General features: G+C 48.6%; 21 protein-coding genes. 6 read left to right on the forward strand and 15 right to left on the reverse strand.

Going from position 1 to position 22407, the window contains the following annotated elements:
• The 3 genes from C7R91_RS28325 to C7R91_RS28330 form a co-directional block, all read left to right on the forward strand.
• On the forward strand, positions 1-2070 hold a 2070-nt coding region (locus tag C7R91_RS28325; RefSeq protein WP_502527967.1), incomplete at its 5' end, for a coiled-coil domain-containing protein.
• Between the two features lie 83 nt (positions 2071-2153).
• A complete protein-coding gene (locus C7R91_RS29860; protein WP_206767967.1) occupies positions 2154-2330 on the forward strand; it encodes a hypothetical protein in 177 nt (58 codons plus the stop codon).
• 22 nt (positions 2331-2352) lie between these two features.
• Positions 2353-2742 carry a M67 family metallopeptidase gene (locus tag C7R91_RS28330; protein WP_047071137.1) on the forward strand — a complete coding sequence of 130 codons (390 nt, stop codon included), beginning with the start codon at positions 2353-2355 and terminating at the stop codon, positions 2740-2742.
• 37 nt (positions 2743-2779) lie between these two features.
• Here C7R91_RS28330 and C7R91_RS28335 read toward each other — a convergent pair whose 3' ends face one another.
• The 6 genes from C7R91_RS28335 to C7R91_RS28360 form a co-directional block, all read right to left on the reverse strand.
• On the reverse strand, positions 2780-2968 hold the full coding sequence (locus C7R91_RS28335; protein ID WP_047071135.1) for a hypothetical protein: 189 nt from the start codon (positions 2966-2968) through the stop codon (positions 2780-2782).
• 16 nt (positions 2969-2984) lie between these two features.
• Positions 2985-3281 carry a ferredoxin family protein gene (locus tag C7R91_RS28340; protein WP_007726971.1) on the reverse strand — a complete coding sequence of 99 codons (297 nt, stop codon included), beginning with the start codon at positions 3279-3281 and terminating at the stop codon, positions 2985-2987.
• Complete coding sequence (locus C7R91_RS28345; protein WP_047071132.1) at positions 3281-4576, reverse strand: FAD-dependent oxidoreductase; 1296 nt, start codon at positions 4574-4576, stop codon at positions 3281-3283. The genes C7R91_RS28340 and C7R91_RS28345 overlap by 1 nt, the downstream gene beginning before the upstream one ends.
• On the reverse strand, positions 4569-5591 hold the full coding sequence (locus tag C7R91_RS28350) for an electron transfer flavoprotein subunit alpha/FixB family protein (RefSeq protein WP_047071130.1): 1023 nt from the start codon (positions 5589-5591) through the stop codon (positions 4569-4571). Before C7R91_RS28350 ends, C7R91_RS28345 begins: the two co-directional genes overlap by 8 nt.
• Positions 5588-6418: an electron transfer flavoprotein subunit beta/FixA family protein gene (locus C7R91_RS28355; protein ID WP_047071129.1), complete on the reverse strand. Its 831-nt coding sequence runs from the start codon at positions 6416-6418 to the stop codon at positions 5588-5590. Before C7R91_RS28355 ends, C7R91_RS28350 begins: the two co-directional genes overlap by 4 nt.
• 199 nt (positions 6419-6617) lie before the next feature.
• Positions 6618-8879: an immune inhibitor A domain-containing protein gene (locus C7R91_RS28360; protein ID WP_047071128.1), complete on the reverse strand. Its 2262-nt coding sequence runs from the start codon at positions 8877-8879 to the stop codon at positions 6618-6620.
• Positions 8880-9276: 397 nt separating this feature from the next.
• Between C7R91_RS28360 and C7R91_RS28365 the strand changes: the two genes are divergently transcribed.
• Positions 9277-10035: a TrmB family transcriptional regulator gene (locus C7R91_RS28365; protein ID WP_047071126.1), complete on the forward strand. Its 759-nt coding sequence runs from the start codon at positions 9277-9279 to the stop codon at positions 10033-10035.
• A 125-nt stretch (positions 10036-10160) separates the two neighbouring features.
• The gene (locus tag C7R91_RS28370) at positions 10161-11348 is read left to right on the forward strand and encodes an MFS transporter (RefSeq protein WP_047071125.1); all 1188 of its coding nucleotides are present in this window, start codon (positions 10161-10163) and stop codon (positions 11346-11348) included.
• A gap of 76 nt (positions 11349-11424) precedes the next feature.
• Here the strand turns inward: C7R91_RS28370 and C7R91_RS28375 are convergent, their stop codons facing one another.
• On the reverse strand, positions 11425-12753 hold the full coding sequence (locus C7R91_RS28375; protein ID WP_047071124.1) for an ATP-binding protein: 1329 nt from the start codon (positions 12751-12753) through the stop codon (positions 11425-11427).
• A 241-nt stretch (positions 12754-12994) separates the two neighbouring features.
• Between C7R91_RS28375 and C7R91_RS28380 the strand changes: the two genes are divergently transcribed.
• Positions 12995-14179, forward strand: a complete 1185-nt coding sequence (locus C7R91_RS28380) for an amidohydrolase (protein WP_047071122.1) — start codon at positions 12995-12997, stop codon at positions 14177-14179.
• 50 nt (positions 14180-14229) lie between these two features.
• Here C7R91_RS28380 and C7R91_RS28385 read toward each other — a convergent pair whose 3' ends face one another.
• The 8 genes from C7R91_RS28385 to C7R91_RS28420 form a co-directional block, all read right to left on the reverse strand.
• Positions 14230-15393: an FAD-dependent monooxygenase gene (locus C7R91_RS28385; RefSeq protein WP_047071120.1), complete on the reverse strand. Its 1164-nt coding sequence runs from the start codon at positions 15391-15393 to the stop codon at positions 14230-14232.
• Between the two features lie 15 nt (positions 15394-15408).
• Positions 15409-16323, reverse strand: a complete 915-nt coding sequence (cysK, locus tag C7R91_RS28390; RefSeq protein WP_047071119.1) for a cysteine synthase A — start codon at positions 16321-16323, stop codon at positions 15409-15411.
• Positions 16324-16459: 136 nt separating this feature from the next.
• Complete coding sequence (locus C7R91_RS28395; protein ID WP_047071117.1) at positions 16460-17512, reverse strand: hypothetical protein; 1053 nt, start codon at positions 17510-17512, stop codon at positions 16460-16462.
• Between the two features lie 125 nt (positions 17513-17637).
• Positions 17638-18441, reverse strand: coding sequence for a hypothetical protein (locus C7R91_RS28400; protein ID WP_047071115.1), 804 nt, complete (start codon positions 18439-18441; stop codon positions 17638-17640).
• 154 nt (positions 18442-18595) lie between these two features.
• Positions 18596-19582, reverse strand: coding sequence for an ROK family protein (locus C7R91_RS28405; RefSeq protein ID WP_047071114.1), 987 nt, complete (start codon positions 19580-19582; stop codon positions 18596-18598).
• A 25-nt stretch (positions 19583-19607) separates the two neighbouring features.
• On the reverse strand, positions 19608-20432 hold the full coding sequence (locus tag C7R91_RS28410; RefSeq protein WP_047071112.1) for a sugar phosphate isomerase/epimerase family protein: 825 nt from the start codon (positions 20430-20432) through the stop codon (positions 19608-19610).
• A gap of 5 nt (positions 20433-20437) precedes the next feature.
• A complete protein-coding gene (locus C7R91_RS28415) occupies positions 20438-21412 on the reverse strand; it encodes a Gfo/Idh/MocA family protein (RefSeq protein ID WP_047071110.1) in 975 nt (324 codons plus the stop codon).
• A gap of 15 nt (positions 21413-21427) precedes the next feature.
• Positions 21428-22402: a Gfo/Idh/MocA family protein gene (locus C7R91_RS28420; protein WP_047071108.1), complete on the reverse strand. Its 975-nt coding sequence runs from the start codon at positions 22400-22402 to the stop codon at positions 21428-21430.
• Positions 22403-22407 lie beyond the last annotated feature (5 nt).

Genomic DNA, 22407 nt, shown 5'->3' on the forward strand with positions numbered 1-22407 from the left:
AAAGAACAACAGCTCACCTCCAAAGAGCTAGAGCTGCACTCCCTGACGCAAGGCCTCAATTCGCGTGAACAAGAACTTCTCGGTCTCGAACAAGAGCTTCAGACGCAAAGCCAAGAACTTCAATCCCTTGCGCATAACCTCGAGACCAAAGAACAACAGCTCACCTCCAAAGAGCTAGAGCTGCACTCCCTGACGCAAGACCTCAACTCACGAGAACAGGACCTTCACGTTCTCGAACAAGAGCTTCAGACGCAAAGCCAAGAACTTCAATCCCTAAAGCATAGCCTCGAGACCAAAGAACAACAGCTCACCTCCAAAGAGTTAGAACTGCATTCTCTGACGCAAGACCTCAATTCACGGGAACAGGACCTTCGCGTCCTCGACCAAGAAATTCAGACACAAGGGCACGAACTTCACTCTCTAGCGCATAACCTCGAGACGAAAGAACAACAGCTCACCTCCAAAGAGCTAGAGCTACATTCCCTGACGCAAGACCTCAACTCACGGGAACAAGAGCTTCTCGGTCTCGAACATGAGCTTCAGACGCAAAGCCAAGACCTACAATCTCTAACTCATAACCTGCAGACGAAAGAGCAAGACCTTCTCACCCAGGCGCAATACCTTCAAGCTCGAGAGCAAGACCTTTACATTCTCGAGCAAGAGCTGCAAACGCGCGGGCAAGAAATTCACTCTCAGCATCATAACCTCCAGACAAAAGAACAAGAGCTGCTCGCTTTCGAGCAAGGGTTTCAGACGCAAGAGCAAGAACTTCTCGAGCAGACGCGAGACCTTCAAGCACGGGGAGAAGAACTAAACAATTTTAAACAAGAGCTACATGCCCAAGAAAAAGAACTACAAGCTCATTTACATGCGTTGCAGGTTCAAGAACAAGAGCTCAAGACCCATGAACAGGGGCTTCGGGATTGGGAACAAGCCAACCTCTCCCGGGAGCAAGCGCTTTTGACTCAGAGCCAAGAGCTACAGGCTCAAGAACAAGGACTTCAGTCCCGAGAGCAAGCGTTGCAGCTTCGCGGGCAGGAGCTTCTCTCTCAAGAGCAGGAAATCCATTCCCACGAGCAAGAGTTACTCACGATGAAACAAGAGCTGAACACGCGAGATCAAGAGCTACACAACCAAGAGCAGGAGCTTCACGCTCAAGCGCATACCCTACACACTCGTGAACAGGAGTTGCTTACTCGGGAGCAAGAACTTAACACACTGGAGCAGGCACTACTCTCTCAGGAGAAAGAACTCGAAGCCCAAAAACAAGATTTGCACATGAAAGAACAAGAGCTAGAAGCCACCCGCCAAGAGATGTTGCAAAAAGCAATAGATCTCGAACAAAGTTGGACAGCAAAGCACGAAGAGACTTCTCAACAATTAACGGAAGCTCTGCTTGAGATGGAAGCGGCACGGTTAACGAACAATCAGCTCGTCGCTGATTATAAAAAGCTGGCCGAATCACATTCCCTGCATGAGCAAGAATTACAGCAAAGCATCCAAAAACGCGACGAAGAAATACAACAAACACAAAACATCGTTAAGAGTCTCCAGTCGGAATTAAAAGAAACACAACAGCAATTAGCGGAGGCACAGGATCTGATCAAAGCTTTTCAACAACAAGCCAAGGAAGCCGACGAAAAGCTCGCGAACGCCTCTGTTCAAAAAAATAAATGGAACGAAGTGCTGGAGAAAACAACTCAAAAATATGACACTCTTTTAACGGAAAAAGAAAAAGTCATTGAAGAGTTTACATCCCAGGAGCAATTAATGAAGAAGACGATAGCCGGACTCAAAAACATGGTGAAAGAGTTCCAGAACAACGAAGAAAAATACAAACAAATCATCAAAGAATTCACGCAAAAAGAAACTCGATCCAATAAAGCCTTCAGCCATTTCCAGCAAAGCACTCCATTCCAACAAAGCACTCCATTCCAACAAAACACTCCATTCCAAGCAAGCACCCAATTTATGCCAAGCTCCGATTCCAGCACACAACAAGTAACTCCCACACCGGTAAAAATGCCGATGTATCCCCCAAATGCCAACGCCTTCAACCCATTTCGCTGAAAAAGTAAAATGTGCGAGAGCCGTTACCATGTGCATCCATACTGAATACAACATAGTACAGTCCAGAAAGGGAGGAAAAAACCATGACACCTGAACAAATGCGTGCACTGTACCAACAGCGTCAACAACGCCCCGTCCAACCTGCCCAGCGTCGAATGCCGCCATCACCTTTGCCAAAATCCGGTCCGGTTCACAGAGTTCAACCGTCCGTCCAGACTAAAACGAGTGGAGGATGCTGCGGCAGGCGTTGGCAGGGCTAATCTTTTAGAGACCCCCTTTTCCATGACCCGTGCAGTCTGGGATGAGATCATCCGAGATTCCCTTGAGAAGAAGCCAAATGAAACGTGTGGATTGCTTTCCGGTAGAAATGGGAGTGCACAAACGGTTTGGCGAATGGAAAATATATTGAAAAGCCCGGTGGCTTTCGCTATGGACCCCAAGCAAATTCAACACGTTTTCCACAAAATGGCGTTGCGCGGGGAGCATTTGGTCGGGATCTATCACTCCCACCCTACAGCCCCTCCCATTCCGTCACCTGAAGATATTGCTTTCTGTCATTACCCGGAGGCCGCGTATCTCATCGTTTCACTCGCTTCTCCCCAACCAGTTCTCGGCTGTTTTCGAATCGAGGGGTCTTTTGCTCGAGTCTATCCTTATACCGTCCATAACTAATTGTCAAATTCACTCAAAACAAAAGAACAGTGGGAATTTACTCCCGCTGTTCTTTCTGTTTTGGAAGATCGCCATGTTCCAATTGACTAGTTAGTAGCCATTCCCTTTTCTCCCAGCTGACAAAATCATCTTCCCACTTTATCTGGAAACGGTCCTCCTCAATATGAATGACCACTCCCTTTGCGCCATCCTTTACGTATACGACCAGATCGCCTACTTGTATCACCGCTCATCGCCGCCCATTACCCGAGTCTGAAGATGATTCCGTGTCCACCCTTCGGATACACCCATTTGATATTTTCATACGGGCAACCAATGCGGCAGCTCCCACACTCGTGACACCCTTCGTAACCGACATGCATCCGCACTTCTTCCCATTTGTATACTTCCGCAGGACAAAAGATTGTACAGAGCTTATCAGGGCATTGCGTCGCACAAACATCTGCGGAGAGCACATGCAGATGTGACTCCGTATCCGCTTTGAAGCGCACGAGATACTGTTTCTCCTCGATTGACTGGCCCTTCGGTAGATCCTGCATCACTTCATCACCCTCCACGCATTCATCAAATCACGCGCCATTTTCCATTTGTCCTTCGCAGAGCCGAGATCGCTCCATATTTTCTTTTGCTTGCTCCATTTCGAGCTTCCATCAACCGTGAACATCTGACTCGCCGCTTTATTCATCATCGGAATATACTTTTCGAAATACTGCGGGAATTTTTCAAAGTGATGCGTGGCGTCCTTGTACTTTTTCAAATCTTGACCGACAAAGCTGTTCAACAGATTGATTCGGTATCCGTCGAGCATTTTTTCGGAATAGTCCCCTGCTTCTTTTGCAGCCAAGATCGTTTCCGCCGCCATGACACCAGATGCCATTGCCATATTCGATCCCTCTCGATGAATCGCATTGACGAGCTGAGCAGCATCTCCTACGACAAGTACACCATTGCCGACAATTTTGGGAATGGAACGATATCCCCCCTCGGGAATCAGGTGCGCCAAGTACTCCTGCTGTTCACACCCTTGGATATAAGGTCGAATCATCGGGTGATTCTTGACATAGTCCAACAACTCATACGGCTTGATCTTATTTTTGATCAGACCCGAGAGCATCGTCCCTACCCCAATGTTCAAGCTGTCCTTATTCGTATACAACCACGCGGTCCCTAAAATCCCTTTGGTCGAATCCCCGAAAATTTCAATCGTACAACCGTGATCGCCCTCTAGGTTAAAGCGATCCTCGATTATTTTGCGATCCAGCTTCAGTACTTCCATGACAGCGAGCGCTACTTCATCTGGGCGAAACTCTTTGTGGAAACCTAACGATTTGGCCAGCAAGGAGTTGACGCCGTCTGCCAGAACGACAACATCGGCATATAGATCTCCATCCGGTCGATCTGTTTTCACGCCGACTACCTTGCCATTTTCAACAATGCACTCCAAAGCGACGGTTTCATTGAGTAAAAGTGCTCCCTGCTGTACGGCTTTATCTGCAAACCATTGGTCAAATTTCGCCCGCAGCACCGTGAAATTGTTATAGGGTTCCTGGGCCCACTCCATTCCCTTATAGCTGAAATTAATGGCTGATTCCTTATCAAGCATCATGAACCGCTGCTCGACGATCGGCCGTTCAACAGGCGCTTCCTTGTAAAATTCTGGTATGATGTCTTCCATCGTTTTGCGATACAAAACACCTCCCATAACGTTTTTGGAACCCGGATATTCCCCGCGTTCCATCAACAGAACATTTACACCCGCTTTGGCAAGCGTATAAGCACAAGCTGTTCCAGCCGGACCTGCTCCGACAATGATTACATCAAATTTCTCAGCCATACGTTACCTCCTTGTCCGGCTCCTTTTGGAATGCTTCAATGAGCAATGGCACAATTTCAAAGGCATCACCGACAATACCGTAGTGACAAGACTGGAAGATGAGTGCATTCGGATCTTTATTGATGGCAATGATCAATCCTGAGTTGCGCATGCCGACCAAATGCTGGATAGCTCCCGATATGCCGATGGCAAAGTAAATTTTGGGCGTGACCGTCACTCCCGTCTGTCCGACCTGATGTTCATGACCGATCCAGCCTGCTTCCACCGCATCTCTGCTGGCCCCGACGGTTGCCCCGATCCGTTCTGCGAAGCGATGAATAAGCGCAAAGCCTTCCTTGCTTCCGAGTCCCTTGCCGCCAGCGACGATCACATCCGCCTCATCCAGCCGCACCTTTTCCTTCGTCTCCCGGACGATTTTCAGTACTTTTGTGCGAATGTCTTCTTCACGCAGCTCCATGCTTTCTTCTATGATCTCTCCTGTTCGTGACTCGTCTGGCTCAAGTGCTTTCATGACTTTTGGCCGAACGGTCGCCATTTGCGGTCGATGTTTTTTGCACAAAATCGTCGCCATGATGTTACCACCAAACGCTGGACGGCTCGCCTCCAACAACCCTGTCTCCGCGTTCACATCGAGCATGGTCGTATCGGCGGTCAGCCCTGTCTCCAAGTCCGTTGCAACAGCGCTAGCCAAATCTTTTCCCGTTGAAGTCGCCCCGTACAAGATAATTTCCGGCTTGTGCTTTTGGACACATTCGATGACAGCTCGCATGTAGGACTCGGTTCGGTAATCATGAAAAATCTTGTGATCGTATACATACACTTGGTCCGCACCGTATGGAAACGCCGTACGGGCCAAGTCCTTGACTCCATCTCCGATTAACAAGCCAGCAAGCGGCACGTCTCGCTTGTCAGCCATTTGTCTCCCCGCCCCCAGCAGCTCGAGTGATACAGGGGCGATACGACCTTCACTCACCTCTAAAAACACCCAGATGCCACGAAAATCATCCAGACTCATATCTGCTCCTCCTTCACCCGAAACAGTCGCTGTTTATCGTGCAATATTTCCATCAAGCGTGCGATTTGCTCGCTGGCGCTTCCTTCGAGCATTTCGCCACCCTTTGGTTTCTCTGGGGGCCAAACTTTTGCAACGATGGTAGGAGAGCCCTTCAGACCTAACTGTGTCCGATCGATATCCCCCAAGTCATCGACGGACCAGACAACAGGATTATATCGAGCAGCTCGAAGCATGTTGGGCAACGGAGAATAAGGGACCTCGTTAATCTCCTTCTCCACGGAAAACAAACAAGGCAAGGTCGACTGAATGACTTCATAACCATCCTCCAGCTTTCGATGCACGATGGCGTAACCTTGTTCTTTGTTTATCTCCACTACTTTTTTCACACATGTAAGCGGCGGAATATCCAACCGTCTGGCCACTCCCGGTCCGACTTGTCCCGTATCACCGTCGATGGTCATCTTCCCGCAAATGACGAGGTCGACTGGCTGGCTTTCTGCAATCTTCTCAATGGCTTTGGTAATTGCATAGCTGGTCGCCAATGTGTCTGCTCCGGCAAATGCACGATCCGTTACCAGATAGCCTGCGTCGGCTCCGATCTCGATGCACTTCCGAATGGCCTTCACCGCTGGCGGCGGTCCCATTGTGACGACGGAGACCACACCCCCATATCGATTTTTCAAACGAACGGCTTCCTCCACCGCATGTGCATCATACGGGTTGAGAATGGCTGGCGCACTGGCGCGATCCATGGTATTCGTCTTCGGATTCATCTTGATGATTTTGGTGTCCGGCACCTGCTTAATGCAAGCGACAATATGCAGCATGATTGATCCCCCCTTGCTGCCGGGCGCGATTCCTATGCCTGTACAAAAGGTTGCCTTTCTTACGCGCAATCAGATCAGGCAGCTTGTCGTTCATTGTTATAGCCTATTTCGATGCAGTCGAGCTTAGACCAGTAATCATAGAAACGCAAAAGACGCCAAACATCAGCTTGGCGCTGTGTGGCGTCTTTTGGCTTATTCATTAATGTTTGTCAATGGAGAACTCAACCGAGGCATCCGTGAACTTTTTGTCTACCTTTTTCAGCTTGATTTGCAAACCGATTTGCGGCAGAATTTTTCCGACTTCCGGTACTTCCGGCATCGAGTAATCATCACTGTCGTCAAACTCCTTAACGCCTTTCAACGGATCGTATTGCATCGTTCCATAGATGTAATCCAGATCCATACCGGATGTTTGGTTCGGGCTAAACGCAGCATCGTTCACCTGATAGCGAGAGTCTGCGATTGCGCTTTTGTTACCCTCATCATTGTTCCAGTAACGCACCTCTTGATGGGCATCTACTACACCTAGCAAGCCGTAGCCTGGATGCTGACTCGTATTGTTGTCACGTGTTCTTTCAAAGCGACCATCGAAGTACCAGATCACCATACCTGGATCATACGTGAAGAAGGAGTCATTGCGGCGGAAGTACTTCAGTCCAGCGTCAATTCCTTCATGAGAGCGCAGCTCAACCAAGTAGTACGCATCGTACAATTTGCCTTTTCCATCGAAGTGGATGAAGCCATCCAATTTGAACTTCTTCTCACCCTCTGCATCATCCGCGAAGATGACTTGTCCATCTGCCTCTACTTCAAAGTTATCAAGATAGAAGCCGTCCAATACGTAAGCGACGTCCGTCACATAGTTAAACTCAACTTGCACTTTTTTGCCAACAAACTCATTCAGGCTGATTTCTTCTTTGTCCCAGCCATTTGTTACATCATCGAATTTTTGTACTTCTTTTTTCTCACCTGTATCTGCATCGATCACATTAACGTACAGGTAGTCATAGCCTTCCTCAATGCTTCTCCACGAATCGAATCTCATCGTTGCGGAGCTGACCCCTGTCAAATCGATCACATCGGAAGTCATTTTGGTGTTAAGTTTGTTGCCTTCATCCGAGAAGTATGCGTAACCACCATCTTTTGGCTCAACCGGCGGTTTCTTTTCAACTTTCGGCATATTCAGCTTGATGACTTTTCCGTTTTTCTCGGTGCTGCTCGCATCAATGAGCGGAACCGTTTTCTTGCGTTTTTCTAAATCTTTGTAGTCCAGAACAGTCGGAGAAATCCAGTTGCCGCCAAACATTTGTTGCAGAACCATTTTGGACCAAGGATCAAGGCCTGTAGGTTCGGTTTGGAATACTTTACCTGTATGACTGCCGGACGACATGAGGGACCAAGCGCCTACTGGCGAATCTTTTCCGGCTCTTGTCGTGTCATACAAGTCTGGCAAACCGAGATTGTGTCCGTATTCGTGAGTGAATACGCCTGGTGCGCCATCTTCAGGCTGGATCATGTAATCAAACGCTTTGAGGCTTGTGCCTGGAATATCCACTGGTTTTTTCAAGGTCCAACGGTGAGACCAGATCGCATCTGGATCTTCCCCTGTCTCTTCTCCGATCCCTGCATGAACGAGCATGAGGTTGTCCAGATTGCCATCCGGCTCCATCAGGTCTCCATCACCATCGATATCATACGGATCGCGCTGATCGTACAATTCCTCTTTCCCAGCAATAGATTCCCCAACCGCCGCCAAGGTCTCGATTACCAGATCGCGCGGATTGGAATCATCACCAGTTTTAGAGTTTTCTCCATAATACTTGTAGCCATTCTCTGCCATTTGCCATGGTGTTACCACACCATCAACGGTCCACGTTCTTCCCGATTGCAGATAGAAGTATTTCGCCATCGTTGTCATGCCGATTCCTTCAGGAGTTTCGTACCCCTTCTGATCAAACAGCATTTCTTTGTAATGCTTCTCGTTGAAGTCTTCCGTCCAAAGCGAGTCATTCACTTTTGGTAGCTGGTTATGCTCCCTGTCGGGGAACTCGACAAGAGCAACAACGATGTTATCCGTATGTAGTCGTTTGGAAGAGCGCAATTCATCGCCGTCCTCCATCTCAGCTACTTTCTGCACAGCCTCAGCCAATACTGCCTGCTGTCCTCTGCTCGCTTCCTTACCGTAAGAAGACGATTCATCAATGCCGTGCGGGACTTTTTTGTCTTCCAAATACTCGAGCAACGCCTCGTCAATCTCTTCCTGATCGGCGTCTTCATCAATGATTCCTTGCTCCATTAACCCTTTAATCAGTCGCTCCAGGTTAACAGTGGACAAATCTACATGCAGATCATGCTTGTCCTCTTTTGGTTTGGCCAAACCCGTTGCAGGTGCAGCCACGAAAGTACTGAGCACGAGTGAGGAGGAAAATAAAACGGATAAGAGCTTTTTGCTTTTCTTCACTGCGGTTCACCCTCTTTTTCTATCTATTTGTGATGCATCGGAAAAATTAAACCCCCAATTCCGACTATTCTTAATTATTACGTGATACGTAATCTTTGCCAAATTTTTTCCTTCGACAAAAAAACCTTCACGTTCAAAAGAAATTGCTCAATAAGGCTATCGACCTACTTGGAACAAGTGCCGAATTTTCGGCTAATCATTTATACAAAGGGTCTCGATTTGATATATGCTTGGTGTGTCTACTGCCTAAAGACCTACAGAAAGATTAGCGAATTTTGTCGAAAAAACTCGATACATTTCGATAAAATATTCCTTTCTCCCCTCCTCTTTCTTGCAAACCAACTCGATTATCGGTACGATCGAATAAAAATGCTCGTGTTTTCCATGGAGGATTTTGATGCTGCAAACATTTGGTTTTTCTCTGTATGAGAGTAAAGTTTATGAAGCGTTGGCGTCTAGCGGCGAGCCTCTCGATGCGGCAATGGTCGTGAAGCATTCGGGGGTGCCAAAAGCCAAAATTTATGAGGTGTTGAATCGTCTGGTAGAAAAGGGGATGGTCCTTGACACCATATCGGAAAAGAAAAAGCGGTACACAGCCCTTCCCCTGGACAGCCTGGTCGAAAAGCTGACCCGCCAATTTCAAACGGACGTCAAAAAATTGACCAGCTCCCTTTCTCATAAAACCGTGCGCGATGACCGAGTCTGGAGCCTGAAGGTTGACGAATCGATCCGCGCGGAATGCAAACAATTGATCCAACGAGCGACTCGGTCTATTCGTATCTCCGCCTGGTCCGATGATTTTTTAGAATACGTACCCCTACTGGAGACGAAAGAAAAGGAAGGCGTAGAGATCGAAGCATTGGTGATCGGGCAGATTAACACCAAGCTTTCCTGTGTTCATTCCTTTATCCCTGTGCAAGAGCATCAAGGCTTGGAGCGCTATCAGTTAATCGTAGCGGACCAAGATGAAATGATTTTTGCTGGCGAGGAGGACACAGGCTGGCATGCGATCAAGACACGCGGTCAACCGTTCGTCAAATTTTTTGCCGATTCTTTTTACCATGATGTCGCACTGACAAAAATCACCCAAAAATATGTGGATCAACTGTTTGACGATGAAGAAATCCGCAAAATGATCATCCGCCTCCGATACTGAGAATCCCTGAGACTTTGGCTTTTGCCAGAGTCTTTTCTATTTGTATGGAGAAATTTCTAGTTGCACAAGACCAAAAAGGTTACTATTATGGTAGTAACCTTTTTTACTTGAGAGGAGTTATTGTTTTGAATCCACGTGTCTTCATCTTAGCGATTGCTACCTTTGTTGTAGGTACGGTGGAATTGATTATCGGTGGTACGCTCGATCTGATTGCTCGTGATCTTCAGGTATCAATTAGCGCCGCCGGACAATTAATCACCATTTTCTCGCTTGCCTTTGCTGTTGCCGCTCCTCTGCTCCTGCATGTTACGAGGCGTGTCGAGCGCAAAAAGCTATACTTGTATGCATTAGCAGCCTTTTTCCTGAGTAATGTGCTCGCGGCACTTAGTCCGAGCTACGCTGTATTAATGATGGCGCGCATCTTGAGCGCAGCAAGCAGTTCCGTCCTGATTGTGCTGTCCATTACCATTGCAACGAGTCTTGTGGAACCTGCTTACCGTGGCCGCTCCATTGGCATTATTTTCATGGGGATTAGCGGTTCGCTCGTACTCGGCGTCCCTGTTGGACTGGCTCTGGGGAATGCCTTCGGATGGCGTGCCCCGTTTTGGCTGATTGCGGCTCTGAGTATCGTTGCGATGATTTTTATCCTTATGTTTTTGCCAAAAGTTCAAACTCCACCGCCGATTCCGCTGCGTGATCAAATAACTACCCTCCGCAGCGGCAAGCTATTCAGCGCCTTGTTTATCGTTTTGTTAATGCTGACAGGTCACTTGACGCTGTATGCATACTTTACCCCTTATTTGCAAACGACGATGAATGTAGACGGAACGGCACTTAGCTGGATTTATCTCTTGTTCGGAATTGCTGCCGTTGCAGGCGGTGGTATTGGCGGTTGGATTGCTGACAAGTGGGGAGCAACCAAGAGCATTCTTTTCATCATTCCAGTGTTCGGCTTGATCATGTGTGTCTTGCCGTTTTTTACAGGCTCGCTTTATTTGTTCTTGCCGATCATGGTCATCTGGAGTGCGCTTAGCTGGGCCATCTCGCCAGCACAACAAAACTATTTGATCTCCTGCTCACCTGCTACCGCAGACATTCAATTAAGCTTGAATACCTCTGCCCAGCATTTAGGTATCGCCCTTGGCTCTCTGGCTGGCGGTCTCGTCGTCGAGCGATCATCCGTCATCTACACGCCGTGGATTGGAGCCGTGTTTGTCCTGATTTCATTCGGATTTGCCTTTTACTCGATTTCACGTCCATTTCAAGCACAGGAAAGCCAAGTAGCGCAGCCTGCGCCAGGACACCATGCATAGCGACTCGCAAAAGCAAAAAGCCGTCAACTATCTGACGGCTTTTTCTTATCATCCTAGAATCGTTTTCGTTACGAGCCTACTTCACTGGCAACCGGACGGTAAACCTCGTGATTCCCCGCTCGGACCAAACCTCAATTTTCCCCTTGTACTTGTGAACAACTGAATCTACGATCGTCAGACCCGTTCCGCGCCCACCACATTTTCTCTCTGTTTTCGTTGTATAGCCATTCTCGAAAATACGTGCACGTTGTTCTGGCGTTATTTCGGGTCCTGTATTTTCCACTCGGAAAATAACGTGCTCTTCATCACAGCAAAAATAAATGCTGACTCGCTTTTCCCCATCCGCTAACTCAGCCGCTTCAATCGCATTATCAATAAGATTCGATAAAATTTTGATCAGATCAATGGAAGGAATGCTATCGATTGGATCAGAGCATTCTTCAAACTGCATCACGATTTGTTTGGATTTAGCCTGCTCCCATTTGGTGTGAAGCAATACCATTAAGGCAGGATTCGCAAACCTCACGGTGAGGTCCAACAGCTTGGTTTCTTTCAGCAACGACTGCACGTAATCTCGTGCTTTTGGATAATATCCGCATTCGATCAAACCGTAGAGCACTTGCATGTGATTGACGAAATCATGGCGTATGGAGCGCATCGAGCAAATGACTGAGCGCAATTCATCCTGATAGGTTTCTTCCGTCTCGCCAACTGCTGCCTTTATGGCGCGTTGGTACCAGCGTTCCATGCAAAGAACCAGAAAGATCAGTACAACGACAAACAAACCTTGAATCGCAAAAACAGGAACGCTGCTACGAACGACATCATTTCCAATGTCCTCGATGATGGCTAAATCCGTATCTACTCCGATGATTCCGATGATTTTTCCTTCTCTATCTCTAAGCGGCGCGCCCGCAGACATGTAGACCCCGTAATCTGGATCTCTGATAATATCTGAGTAGTACGCTGATGATCCTTTGTAAATCATTTCAATGTGCTCAGGAGATAGAACAATAGGATTACCGATATCAAAATTTTGCTTCGCATTTGGAGGCCTTGCGACGATCATCGTGCGACCACTTTGCCTGTCTTCACTGACTTGAATCGTGTATAAATACAGCAAACCGAACTGCTCACGCGCTTGATTCAATTGCTGTTCGATTCGTTTATAGGCGGCGGTCTCTTTTACCGGATTTCGTAAAAACTCCTGATACGCGTCAACATCCAGACTGTCTGCTACTACAGAAGCAGCTTTCATGCTTTGATTCGCAATGGAGAGTCGGACGGATTGAATCGTATTGAAATAGGAAATCGCGATGCTCACACAAGTCAAGATCAAAACAAGGATGCTAGAAACGAGCATAATGATTAGAACTCTGGGATTTTTTGGGTGTGGACTCGTCATAATCTCCTCAATCCATCTGTTCAAAAAGTCGTCTTTTGATTACGCAGTTGTACTAAAAACACGACTTTTTGAACATGTCTCTCTAATATTCTAGAGATTTCTACTGGAAATGTCTACATAATATGAATTCAGCTTCATTATACTTCTGGAAATCATACATTGAATTATGATTCCGAATATTTTTATAATAAAGCGAATACGAAATACCAATCTCTTTCCCTAGGAAAAAGGAGTGGGTTCGATGGAAGAAAAACTGTTTGCCCGGCTACAGGAGATTTATCCAGAGCTTGTTACATTCAGACGTGATTTGCATATGTATCCCGAGCTTTCCTTTCAGGAGGAAAACACAGCGAAGAAAGTAGCAGACAAGCTGGCTTCTTTTGGCATAGAAGTAAAAACCGGTGTCGGCGGCATGGGTGTTGTCGGTCTCTTGAGGGGTGGAAAGCCTGGAAAAACAGTTGCGTTGCGCGCTGACTTCGATGCCTTGCCCATTCAAGATGAAAAAGAAGTACCGTATAAGTCTCGTATTCCAGGCGTCATGCACGCGTGCGGTCACGATATACATACCTCCGGACTTTTGGGAGTCGCACAAGTGTTGAGCGAATTCCGCGATGAGCTCCCAGGAAATGTGGTATTCCTTCATCAGTTCGCAGAAGAACTGCCACCTGGTGGCGCCAAATCCATGGTGGAGGCGGGGTGTCTCGAAGGGGTAGATGTCGTATATGGCGCGCATGTTGCCTCCGAGCTTCCCGTAGGCACTGTCGGGATCGGTCATGGCTACGTTACGGCAGCAGCAGACAGCTTTGAGATCGTCTTGTACGGAAAAGGCGGACACGGTGCTTATCCGCATACCTCCGTTGATCCAATCGTATTGGGCAGTCAGGTTGTCATGAATTTGCAGCAGATTGCCAGCCGCCAGGTAGATCCGCTGAAACAAGTCGTTCTGTCTGTTTGCTCCTTCGTTGGCGGGGGCGAAGCGTTCAACGTCATTCCTGATCAAGTGAGGCTCAAGGGAACCGTCCGCACGTATGACGAGGAAGTGAGGGTGGCTGTCGAGCAATCTCTGAAACGTATCGTGGAAGCCAGCTGCCAGGCAGTCGGCGCTACTTGCGAAATCATGTACCAACGCGGCTACCCAGCTACTTGGAACGATGAGACAGAAACTCCGCTATTTGTAGCGGAAGCCAAACGTATTTTTGGTGAGGAGCGCGTATTGAACATCCCACCTGGCATGGGCGGAGAGGATTTTGCTTACTTTGCCCAAGAGCGCCCCGCTACCTTCTTCATGGTCGGTGGTCGCAACCCGGAGATTCAGGCGACGTATCCGCATCATCATCCCAAATTCGATGTCGATGAGCGCTCCATGATTCAAACCGGTCAGTTATTCATTGCAGCGTTGCTTGCCTATCAGGCACGTCATCAATAAGCAGAAAAAGTCGAAAGGCANNTGCCTTTCGACTTTTTCTGCCGCCGTATTCACACCTCGTGTCCGACAATCCAGTCCAGTCTTCTGCTCTGGATACGGGCAGGGATCGTTTTTAGCAGGAAATGACGAGCCGCGATGGCGAGCGGATTTTCCCATTGGGTGACTGCCCCCATCAAGCGGGAGCCTTTCACAATCGCATTCGCCCGCTTCTTCCTTTTCTCTTCATACATGCGCAGAGCGTGAGCCGAGTCCGTGCCGTTATCTGCCAAGCATCTGGCCAGCACGAGTGCGTCTTCCATTCCCTGACCCGCCCCTTGCCCCAGATTCGGCAGCATCGGATGTGCCGCATCGCCTACTAAGGTAACCCGGCCCTCGCTCCATTTCCTGAGTGGTGCACGGTCGTAAATATCATGCCGCAAGATGGCTGCATCCTCTGTCGCCTCAATCACTGCACGTACTGGTTCATACCAGCCGTCCAGTCGGCGCAACGTCTCTCGCTTCCGCCCCATCGGCCCATCGTTTTCTCCCTCAGGTGCATTGATAGCGGCAAACCAATGTATTCGATTGTTGCCGATATGGGAAAACCCGAAACGAATTCCCTTACCCCATGCTTCAAAGCCTCCCCCTGATTCCAGTGGATAACGAGGGTCTTGGTAAGTAGCAATTCCGCGAATCGCCGTATACCCGGAGTATCTCATCGAATCTTCACCGAACAAGCTCTTTCGTACACGGGAGTGAATCCCGTCCGCTCCGAGCAGAATCGTCCCATGTGCACTTGACCCATCTGCAAAAGCGGCATGAACCCTTTCCTTTTCTTGAGAAAAAGAGACGAGCTGCTTGCCTAAAACCAATTCATGCGTCGAGATTTTTGCCAAAAGTGCCTGCTGTAGATCAGCCCGATGAATCAAGTAGCTGTCAGCCCCGTACCGTTCTGCTTGTTCCGCGACAGGCAGCTCAACCAACAAATTTCCCTTCCAGTCGCGAATCCGTGCTGAGCGGACAGCTGCTCCCAGCTCGCGTACTTCCTGTCCAACTCCCAACTTATCCAATGCCTTCATGGCATTGGCAGCCAACACGATTCCAGCACCGATGCCTTTATGCTCCTGTGCCTGCTCATAAAGCGTTACTTGCCAGCCCTTTTGCATCAAGGCAAGCGCTGATGCGAGCCCGCTCAAGCCTGCGCCGATGATCAGCGCGTGTTTTTCGTTGCTCATCGCCTTTTCTCCTAATTAGAAAAGATTCATACTCAAATACCGCTCCCCGGTGTCAGGTGCAATGCAAACGACCCGCTTCCCCACTCCCAGCCTTTTGGCAATCATGATGGCAGCAAAGACCGAGGCACCCGATGAAGGGCCGACGAGAATCCCTTCCAACGCCGCAAGCTGCCGCATGCTTTGCAGGGCGTCTTCGTCTGCGATTTGTATGATTTCATTATAAATGCTTGTGTTGAGGATTTGTGGAACAAAACCAGGGCTCGTGCCGACCAGTTTATGTGGACCAGGCTTTCCTCCAGACAGAACCGGGGAGCCTTTTGGTTCGACGACAGCAATATACAGCTCCGGGAGCTTTTCCCGCAAGGCTTCACCTGTACCGGTAATCGTTCCGCCCGTCCCAGCTGTGGCAACAAATGCATCCAGTCGACCATTCGTTTGCGCAAAAATTTCCTCAGCTGTCGTCGTTCGATGGATGTCCGGGTTCGCCTGATTCTCGAATTGCTGAGGAATAAAGCTGCGCGGAATCTCTTTTTGCAGTTCCTGCGCTTTGGCAATCGCCCCCGGCATCCTCAGCTCACTCGGTGTCAAGACAACCTCTGCCCCATACGCTTTCAATATATTGATTCGTTCCTTCGACATATTGTCAGGCATGACCAAAATCGCGCGGTAGCCTTTTGCGGCGGCATTCATCGCCAAGCCGATTCCGGTATTGCCGCTCGTCGGCTCTATGATCGTATCCCCCGGTTGAATCAGTCCCGCTTGCTCAGCCGTCAAAATCAGATTGTAGGCAGCGCGGTCCTTCACACTCCCGGACGGATTGAATTTCTCCAGCTTCACAAAAACTTCTGCTGCTCCTTCAGGAACCATGCGCCTCAATCGAACAATCGGCGTATTTCCAATCAATTCGGTAATGTTCTGGTAGACGCTCATCGTACTCCTCCTGGAAAATATGCCTTAATAAAGTTATCCCTCAGTAATACTATAAGAATAATACAATTTTTCCGACCTGAAAACGATAAGGGTGCTCCAATGGAAAAAAGCTCTCGAATGAGAGCCCTATTCCTGTCTAAAAACCATACTTTGCTTTTGTCTGATTCAGTACATTTACCGCTTGTTGATACAGGCCGTTCGCGGTTTCTTTCACTTTTGCTTGTCCGCTTTTGTCTACCGAGCCTTGGCGCTGCTTCGCCTGCGCGATGGAATCAGTCGCCGTCTTGATGGCCGCATTGATTGCTTTTTCCCGTTTCTCGGCATCCGGCACGCTCGCTTTGATTTCCGCCCAAATCGTTTGGATATCCTTCATGTCGGTCTCCATGATGGCGATCATTTCCTGCATGTTTTTGTTTTTATCCTGGATCGAGCCATCCATGGTGTTCATCCCATCGACCAACACCTTCATACTGCCCAGCGTTCCTTGCATAACCTCGAATTCCATCTTGCTCAAGCCTGGCTGCGTCGAATAGGTGCGAATCTCTTCCAACAGTCTTTGCAGCTCCGCTATTTGATCGTTTGAAAACTGCGCTTCATCCGTAAATTGCAGCTCGTCCAAATACTTTGCCGTTTCAATCAAATCAGCCTCCAGCTTTCCTGTCTGTTTTACTTTATTCGCGAAATCGACACGTGCTTTTTCTTTGGCTTGCTGTTCTGCTGCTGCTTTCTTTTTTACTTCTGCTTCCTCGTTGATGCGCTTGGTTAGAATGGCCAATTTGCTTTCGTACGTGCTTTTATTTGTGGCAACAAGACTCGTCTGTCCTTTATTTTCCTCCATAAGCAGCCCGTCAAATTGGAGCTCGTCACCCTTTATTGTACCGATGATATCCTGACCAGTTGCCGGATTTTTGAGAGTCAGCTGCCTCCCATCCAGTGTTCCCTCTAGCAAGATCGACTCGGTTTTTAAAAAAGGGATGCTGTCTTCCGTTTCAACAATGGAATCTGTTATTTCTACATTTACTTTCTCGTTATTTACCGTGATACTCGTGTATAGCATACGTGTATCGTCTTCGTACAAATATCCTTCCGCCAGTGTCACAGGACCAAAGAAACGATAGCCTGCGTAACCCAGCAATGCGACGATGACCAGAGCCATGACGATCATGATGCTTTTGTTTTTTCCCTTCATGCTGCGACCCCTTTACCCACAAATTCTATTACGTTTGACCTGTTTTTCCTGCCAAAACGTGCCATAGTTTTAATGATACATGAATCGCGGTGGAAAACCCTATGAGTCTAAAGGCCAAAAGAAGATTAATAGAACGTATAACCAAAATCATGACTGAAATCGAGTGTTTGATTTTCTTCGATTGTAATGAGTGAGAACTCATATTTATTCGTTCCCAGAGTTAACAGTGTAAAGTCCTCCCAATTCCTCACGTAAGGCGTGAAGATACTTGTAAAATATTCATCTACTGGCTGGCGAATGTCACGGTGAGTTTTTCCCGAGACAACGATGATGTAATATTCTCCAACAGGTACATTCCCAATCTCGTAATTCCCATATCCATTTGCTTTTGCAGTATACAATCCCGACCCTTTAGGAGCAGCTTCAATCGAAATGAACAATTTCTCTTCCATCTCGGTAATTGTATTTATATCAAAATCCTTCCTTATTAAAAAAATCTTCGCATTCACGTCTGGCTTTGTCCCAACAAAATCGTTATACTGCCACGTAATCGTACCTTTTAGCGATCCCTTTTGGATAGGAAGTGCTGGTTCGCCATTGCTTTGTTGACCCGCCGTTCCTACAGGATAAGCCGCTGGCATCGCCGCGTCTGTTGCACCATTTCCCTCAGAGGAAACAGGTACAGCATTTGACTGCTGATTTGCGCCCGCTTCCTGACCTGTAGACACCGGATTTACGAGTGCAGGCTGATTCGTTTCCTTTTTCGCTACGGGTCTCGATCCTAGCAGATCATCAAGGTTTTTCCCAGATAAATAGAAAATAGCACCGCTAGCAATTCCGAGGATGATGGCAATTACCAATAAAAAAGTAAGGAGTTCTTTGAAAAATCCGGGCTTCTTCGCTGCTTTTGCTGTTTTGGCATCTGCCATGGTACCCCTCCGTTAGTCTCTCTATGTGAAAATTTTTCCATCAATATTTTACCAATAGATAGAATCTAGGTCTAGGCTCCTATGACTCGTACTGCACAGGGAACAGAAAAAAGCCGATGTCTACCAAACATCGGCTTCTCGTACTATCATTCCGTTATACTTCAACCATTTCACGCTCGGACGGATAATACATGCCTGCTGCACCAAGCACACCTGCTTCGGCTCCAATTGTCGTCAGCTGGATGCTCGCTTGGTTTGCCATCCGAGAGATAGAGCGCTCGCGAATGACGTTCTTCGCTTCCGCAAGCAGCAGCTGTCCGTTCTTCATCACACCGCCACCAATGACGATCACCTGCGGATTGAACAGATGGATCAGGTTGGTCAGTCCGACCCCGAGATAATAACCAGCTTCCTTCATCAAGGTCATGCTGAGCAAGTCTCCTAGTACCGCTGCCTCTCCGACCTCTCTAGCCGTTATCCTGCTCAGGTCATTCCCATTTTCAATAAGCAGCGAGCTTGTAACACCCTGTAGAAGCTGCTCCCTTGCCCTGCTTGCCAAAGCCAGCCCAGACGAGTAATTTTCCAGGCAGCCTCTATTCCCGCACGCGCACAGCGGTCCTTCGGGATCAAGTGAAATGTGCCCGAACTCACCAGCACTATCGCCAACACCTGTAATCAGCCGTCCTCCACTAATAATGCCAGCACCAACTCCCGTACTGACCGTTACATAGATCAAGTCTTTCGTGCCTCGCGCACTTCCAAACGCCCATTCTGCTACTGCTGCTGCATTGGCATCATTGATCAATTGCACGGCTACACCAAACCGCTCCTGAAGCATCGCGCCGATCGGGACATCGCTCCAGTTTAGATTACTCGCAAAAATGACCATTTGGCGCTGCGTATCAATGATTCCCGCAGTTGCAATCCCAATCCCGCGAATACGTGAGAGATTGATGCCGCTCTCGTCTAGGACAGTCTGCACCAAATCACCGATACGGCAGATGACTGCCTGAGCTGCCTCTTCTGTTTGGGTCGCTGCGTTCGCCTGACTGAGGATGTTGCCATACTGGTCGACGATCGCGGCTATGATCTTCGTGCCACCCAGATCAATCCCGATGGCATATGGTTTGTCTTGATTCATCTTCCGTCACATCCTTGTTGTCCATTCACGTTTGAAAAATGGCGTCCAACGCTTGGGACGAATGAGCGATCAATTGCTCTGGCAATTGGCTGTAAGGCGAGATTTCTGGAATGATGTAGCCGTCGTACCCGATCTCACGCAATGCTTCCACCACACGGTTCCATGGAATATCGCCAGCGAGAAGCGGCACGAAACCCGTGATGTTACCTGTTGTCGTCTTGAAATCTTTGACGTGAATGGCTTGAATTCTCTTGCCCAAAATGCGAATCCATTGCTCAGGAAAACCGAATTGCAACACGTTGCCTACATCAAAATAAGCGCCTACCCAAGGACTGTCTACTTCATCGATCAAGCGGGCCATCTCCAGCGGACTGAGCAAAAATTTGTTCCATACGTTTTCTACCCCGATGTATACCTGATGCTGCTCTGCCTTTTTCGCCAAGCGCTGCAATGCTTCACGGGCCCGCTCGTAGGCCGTATCATACGACACCTCAGCCGTCACGAGTCCCGGAACGACGAGGACAGTCCGTGAACCAAAAATGCTCGCCGCCTCTATCATTTTCTCGACGACACGGATGCCTTGCTCGCGGATTGCTTCCTCATTGTGCGTCAACGGATATTTCCATAAAAGGGCAGTAGAGACGCTTGGCAGCTCCAAACCGACCTCGCGAGCCTCGTCTGCCAGCCCTTTTAATTCCTGCTCTGTCATCTCTAGATGAAAGGGAGCATCTCCCTCGTCCAAATTCAGTTCTACCCCTTGATAACCATGTGCACTCGCCTGGCGAAACATTTCTTGCACGCTCGTTTCCTTTGGGAAGCACCAAGCATTGATTCCCTTTTGAAAAGCCATGCGCCTCACTCCCCTTTTCCCGAAATTCTAACCGGCTTTCCTTCTTGTGCCGATTGATTCGCTGCCAACGTTACTTCTAGCGTCTTTCTCGCTGATTCATACGGCGACAGAATCAAGCTGCGATCCCCTGTCACAATCGCTGTGATAAACGCCCGATCTTGCTCCACGTACATATCCACCGTGCTCACTTTCGTACGTGTTCCCTGCTCATCCATGATCGCTAATTGCTTTCCGTCTATCATGACGCGGAAATCTTTTCCCAAGATTTCTACATTCGTACGGTGATCCGGCTGGATGAAGCACGTATCCAGATGTCCTAGTGCCCCTGACTGAAACACCATACTGATGGAAGTCACGTCTGGAATATCGATGTTTGGAATGTCACGCGAGACGAGCAAGGCCATCTGCGCATATACCTTCTCGATATCTCCGGCCAAATACCGCATCATGTCGAGCGTATGTGTCGCCTGCTCGACAAGCTGTCCACCTGACTTGCCCATTTCCCTCCACCAAGGTGTCGTAACGAACTTGGTCAAATAATGACCGCGGACGAGTGCAATCGACTTGCCCTCCAAGTACGCTTTCGCTTCCTGCACGATATCGAGATAGCGCAGGCAATAGCCAGTCGCGGTGATAATCCCTGCTTTTTCAATCGCTGCTTGCTTTTCGCTCACTTTCTGTATGTCCAGCCCAATTGGCTTTTCCACAAACAGATGAATCCCTTTCGCCGCCGCCGTTTCCTCAATCTCTTCATGCGCAAAAGGTGGGACGCACACAAACAGAGCATCCAGCTTTTCTGACTCTACTAGCTCACGCCAAGAGGTGTAGCCATGCGCACCAATGCGCTCAGCAGTCTCTGCAGCCGCCTCTTGGTTCACGTCGCACACTGCAACGACCTTTACCCTTTCGTCCGCCAACAAGCCTTTTAGATGATGCTGCCCGATTCCACCTACGCCGATCATGCCTACATGTACACTCATGCGTCCTTCACCGTCCTAGCGTAATACGACTGGTTGCTTCTGTTCAGCGGATTGATAAGCGGCGAGTGCTACTTCCACAGCTCGCAAGCCGTCTTCACCCGTAATCGACGGTGCTTTCTTTTCACGCACGCTGGTGACGAAATCTTTGACCAATTGACTGTCCATGTCATCGCCCCAGTTGACCCACTTCAAGCCTTTTTCATTGGAATACACATCCAGCTTTTGAGAAAAAGCGTCGAGCGAGATCGTTCCTTCTGTCCCGATAATTTCCATCGTCACGTCTCCCCAAGTTGGGAAGGCCTTGTTGCGAGACCAGCTGCAATCGAGTGTAGCAAATACCCCATTTTCAAATTCCATCGTCAAAATTCCGCAATCATCAATCGGCGTATCGGAAAACTTGCTGTCTATCTCCGCGTAAACCTCACGCACTTCAGAGTCCATGAACCAGCGCATCAAATCAACAACGTGAACCGTATGATCGATCACTGCACCACCGCCGGATTTTTCCGGATCGACGAACCAACCACCCGGATTTTGTCCGCGGTTCGTACCCCGGATTGCCATGATACGTCCGACCTTGCCTTGCTCCACCAATTGCTTCGCTCGAACGACAGCCGGATGGAATCGCACTGGAAATGCCGTCTGCAAAATGACGCCCTGTTCGCGGCAAAAGTCGATCATCTCTTGAGCTGCCTCGGCTGTTGTCGCCAGCGGTTTTTCGCACAAGATGTGCTTGCCAGCCTTCGCTGCCGCTAACGTATGCTCTTGGTGCTTGGCGTTTTCCGAGGTGACGATGACCGCATCGATATCCGTTGCGAGCAGCTCATGATAATCGGCGAAGAACGGAACGCCAAACTTTTCAGCCGCCGCCTTTCCGCGCACTTCATCCTCATCTGCTACCCCGACCAATTGAACCCCATCTAATTTCGCAACCGCATTTGCGTAGCTGTATGCATGCATATGCGCAACACTGATGATTCCGAGTTTCATGTCCA

It is taken from the genome of Brevibacillus formosus (genome assembly GCF_003013405.1).
Lineage (GTDB): Bacteria > Bacillota > Bacilli > Brevibacillales > Brevibacillaceae > Brevibacillus > Brevibacillus formosus.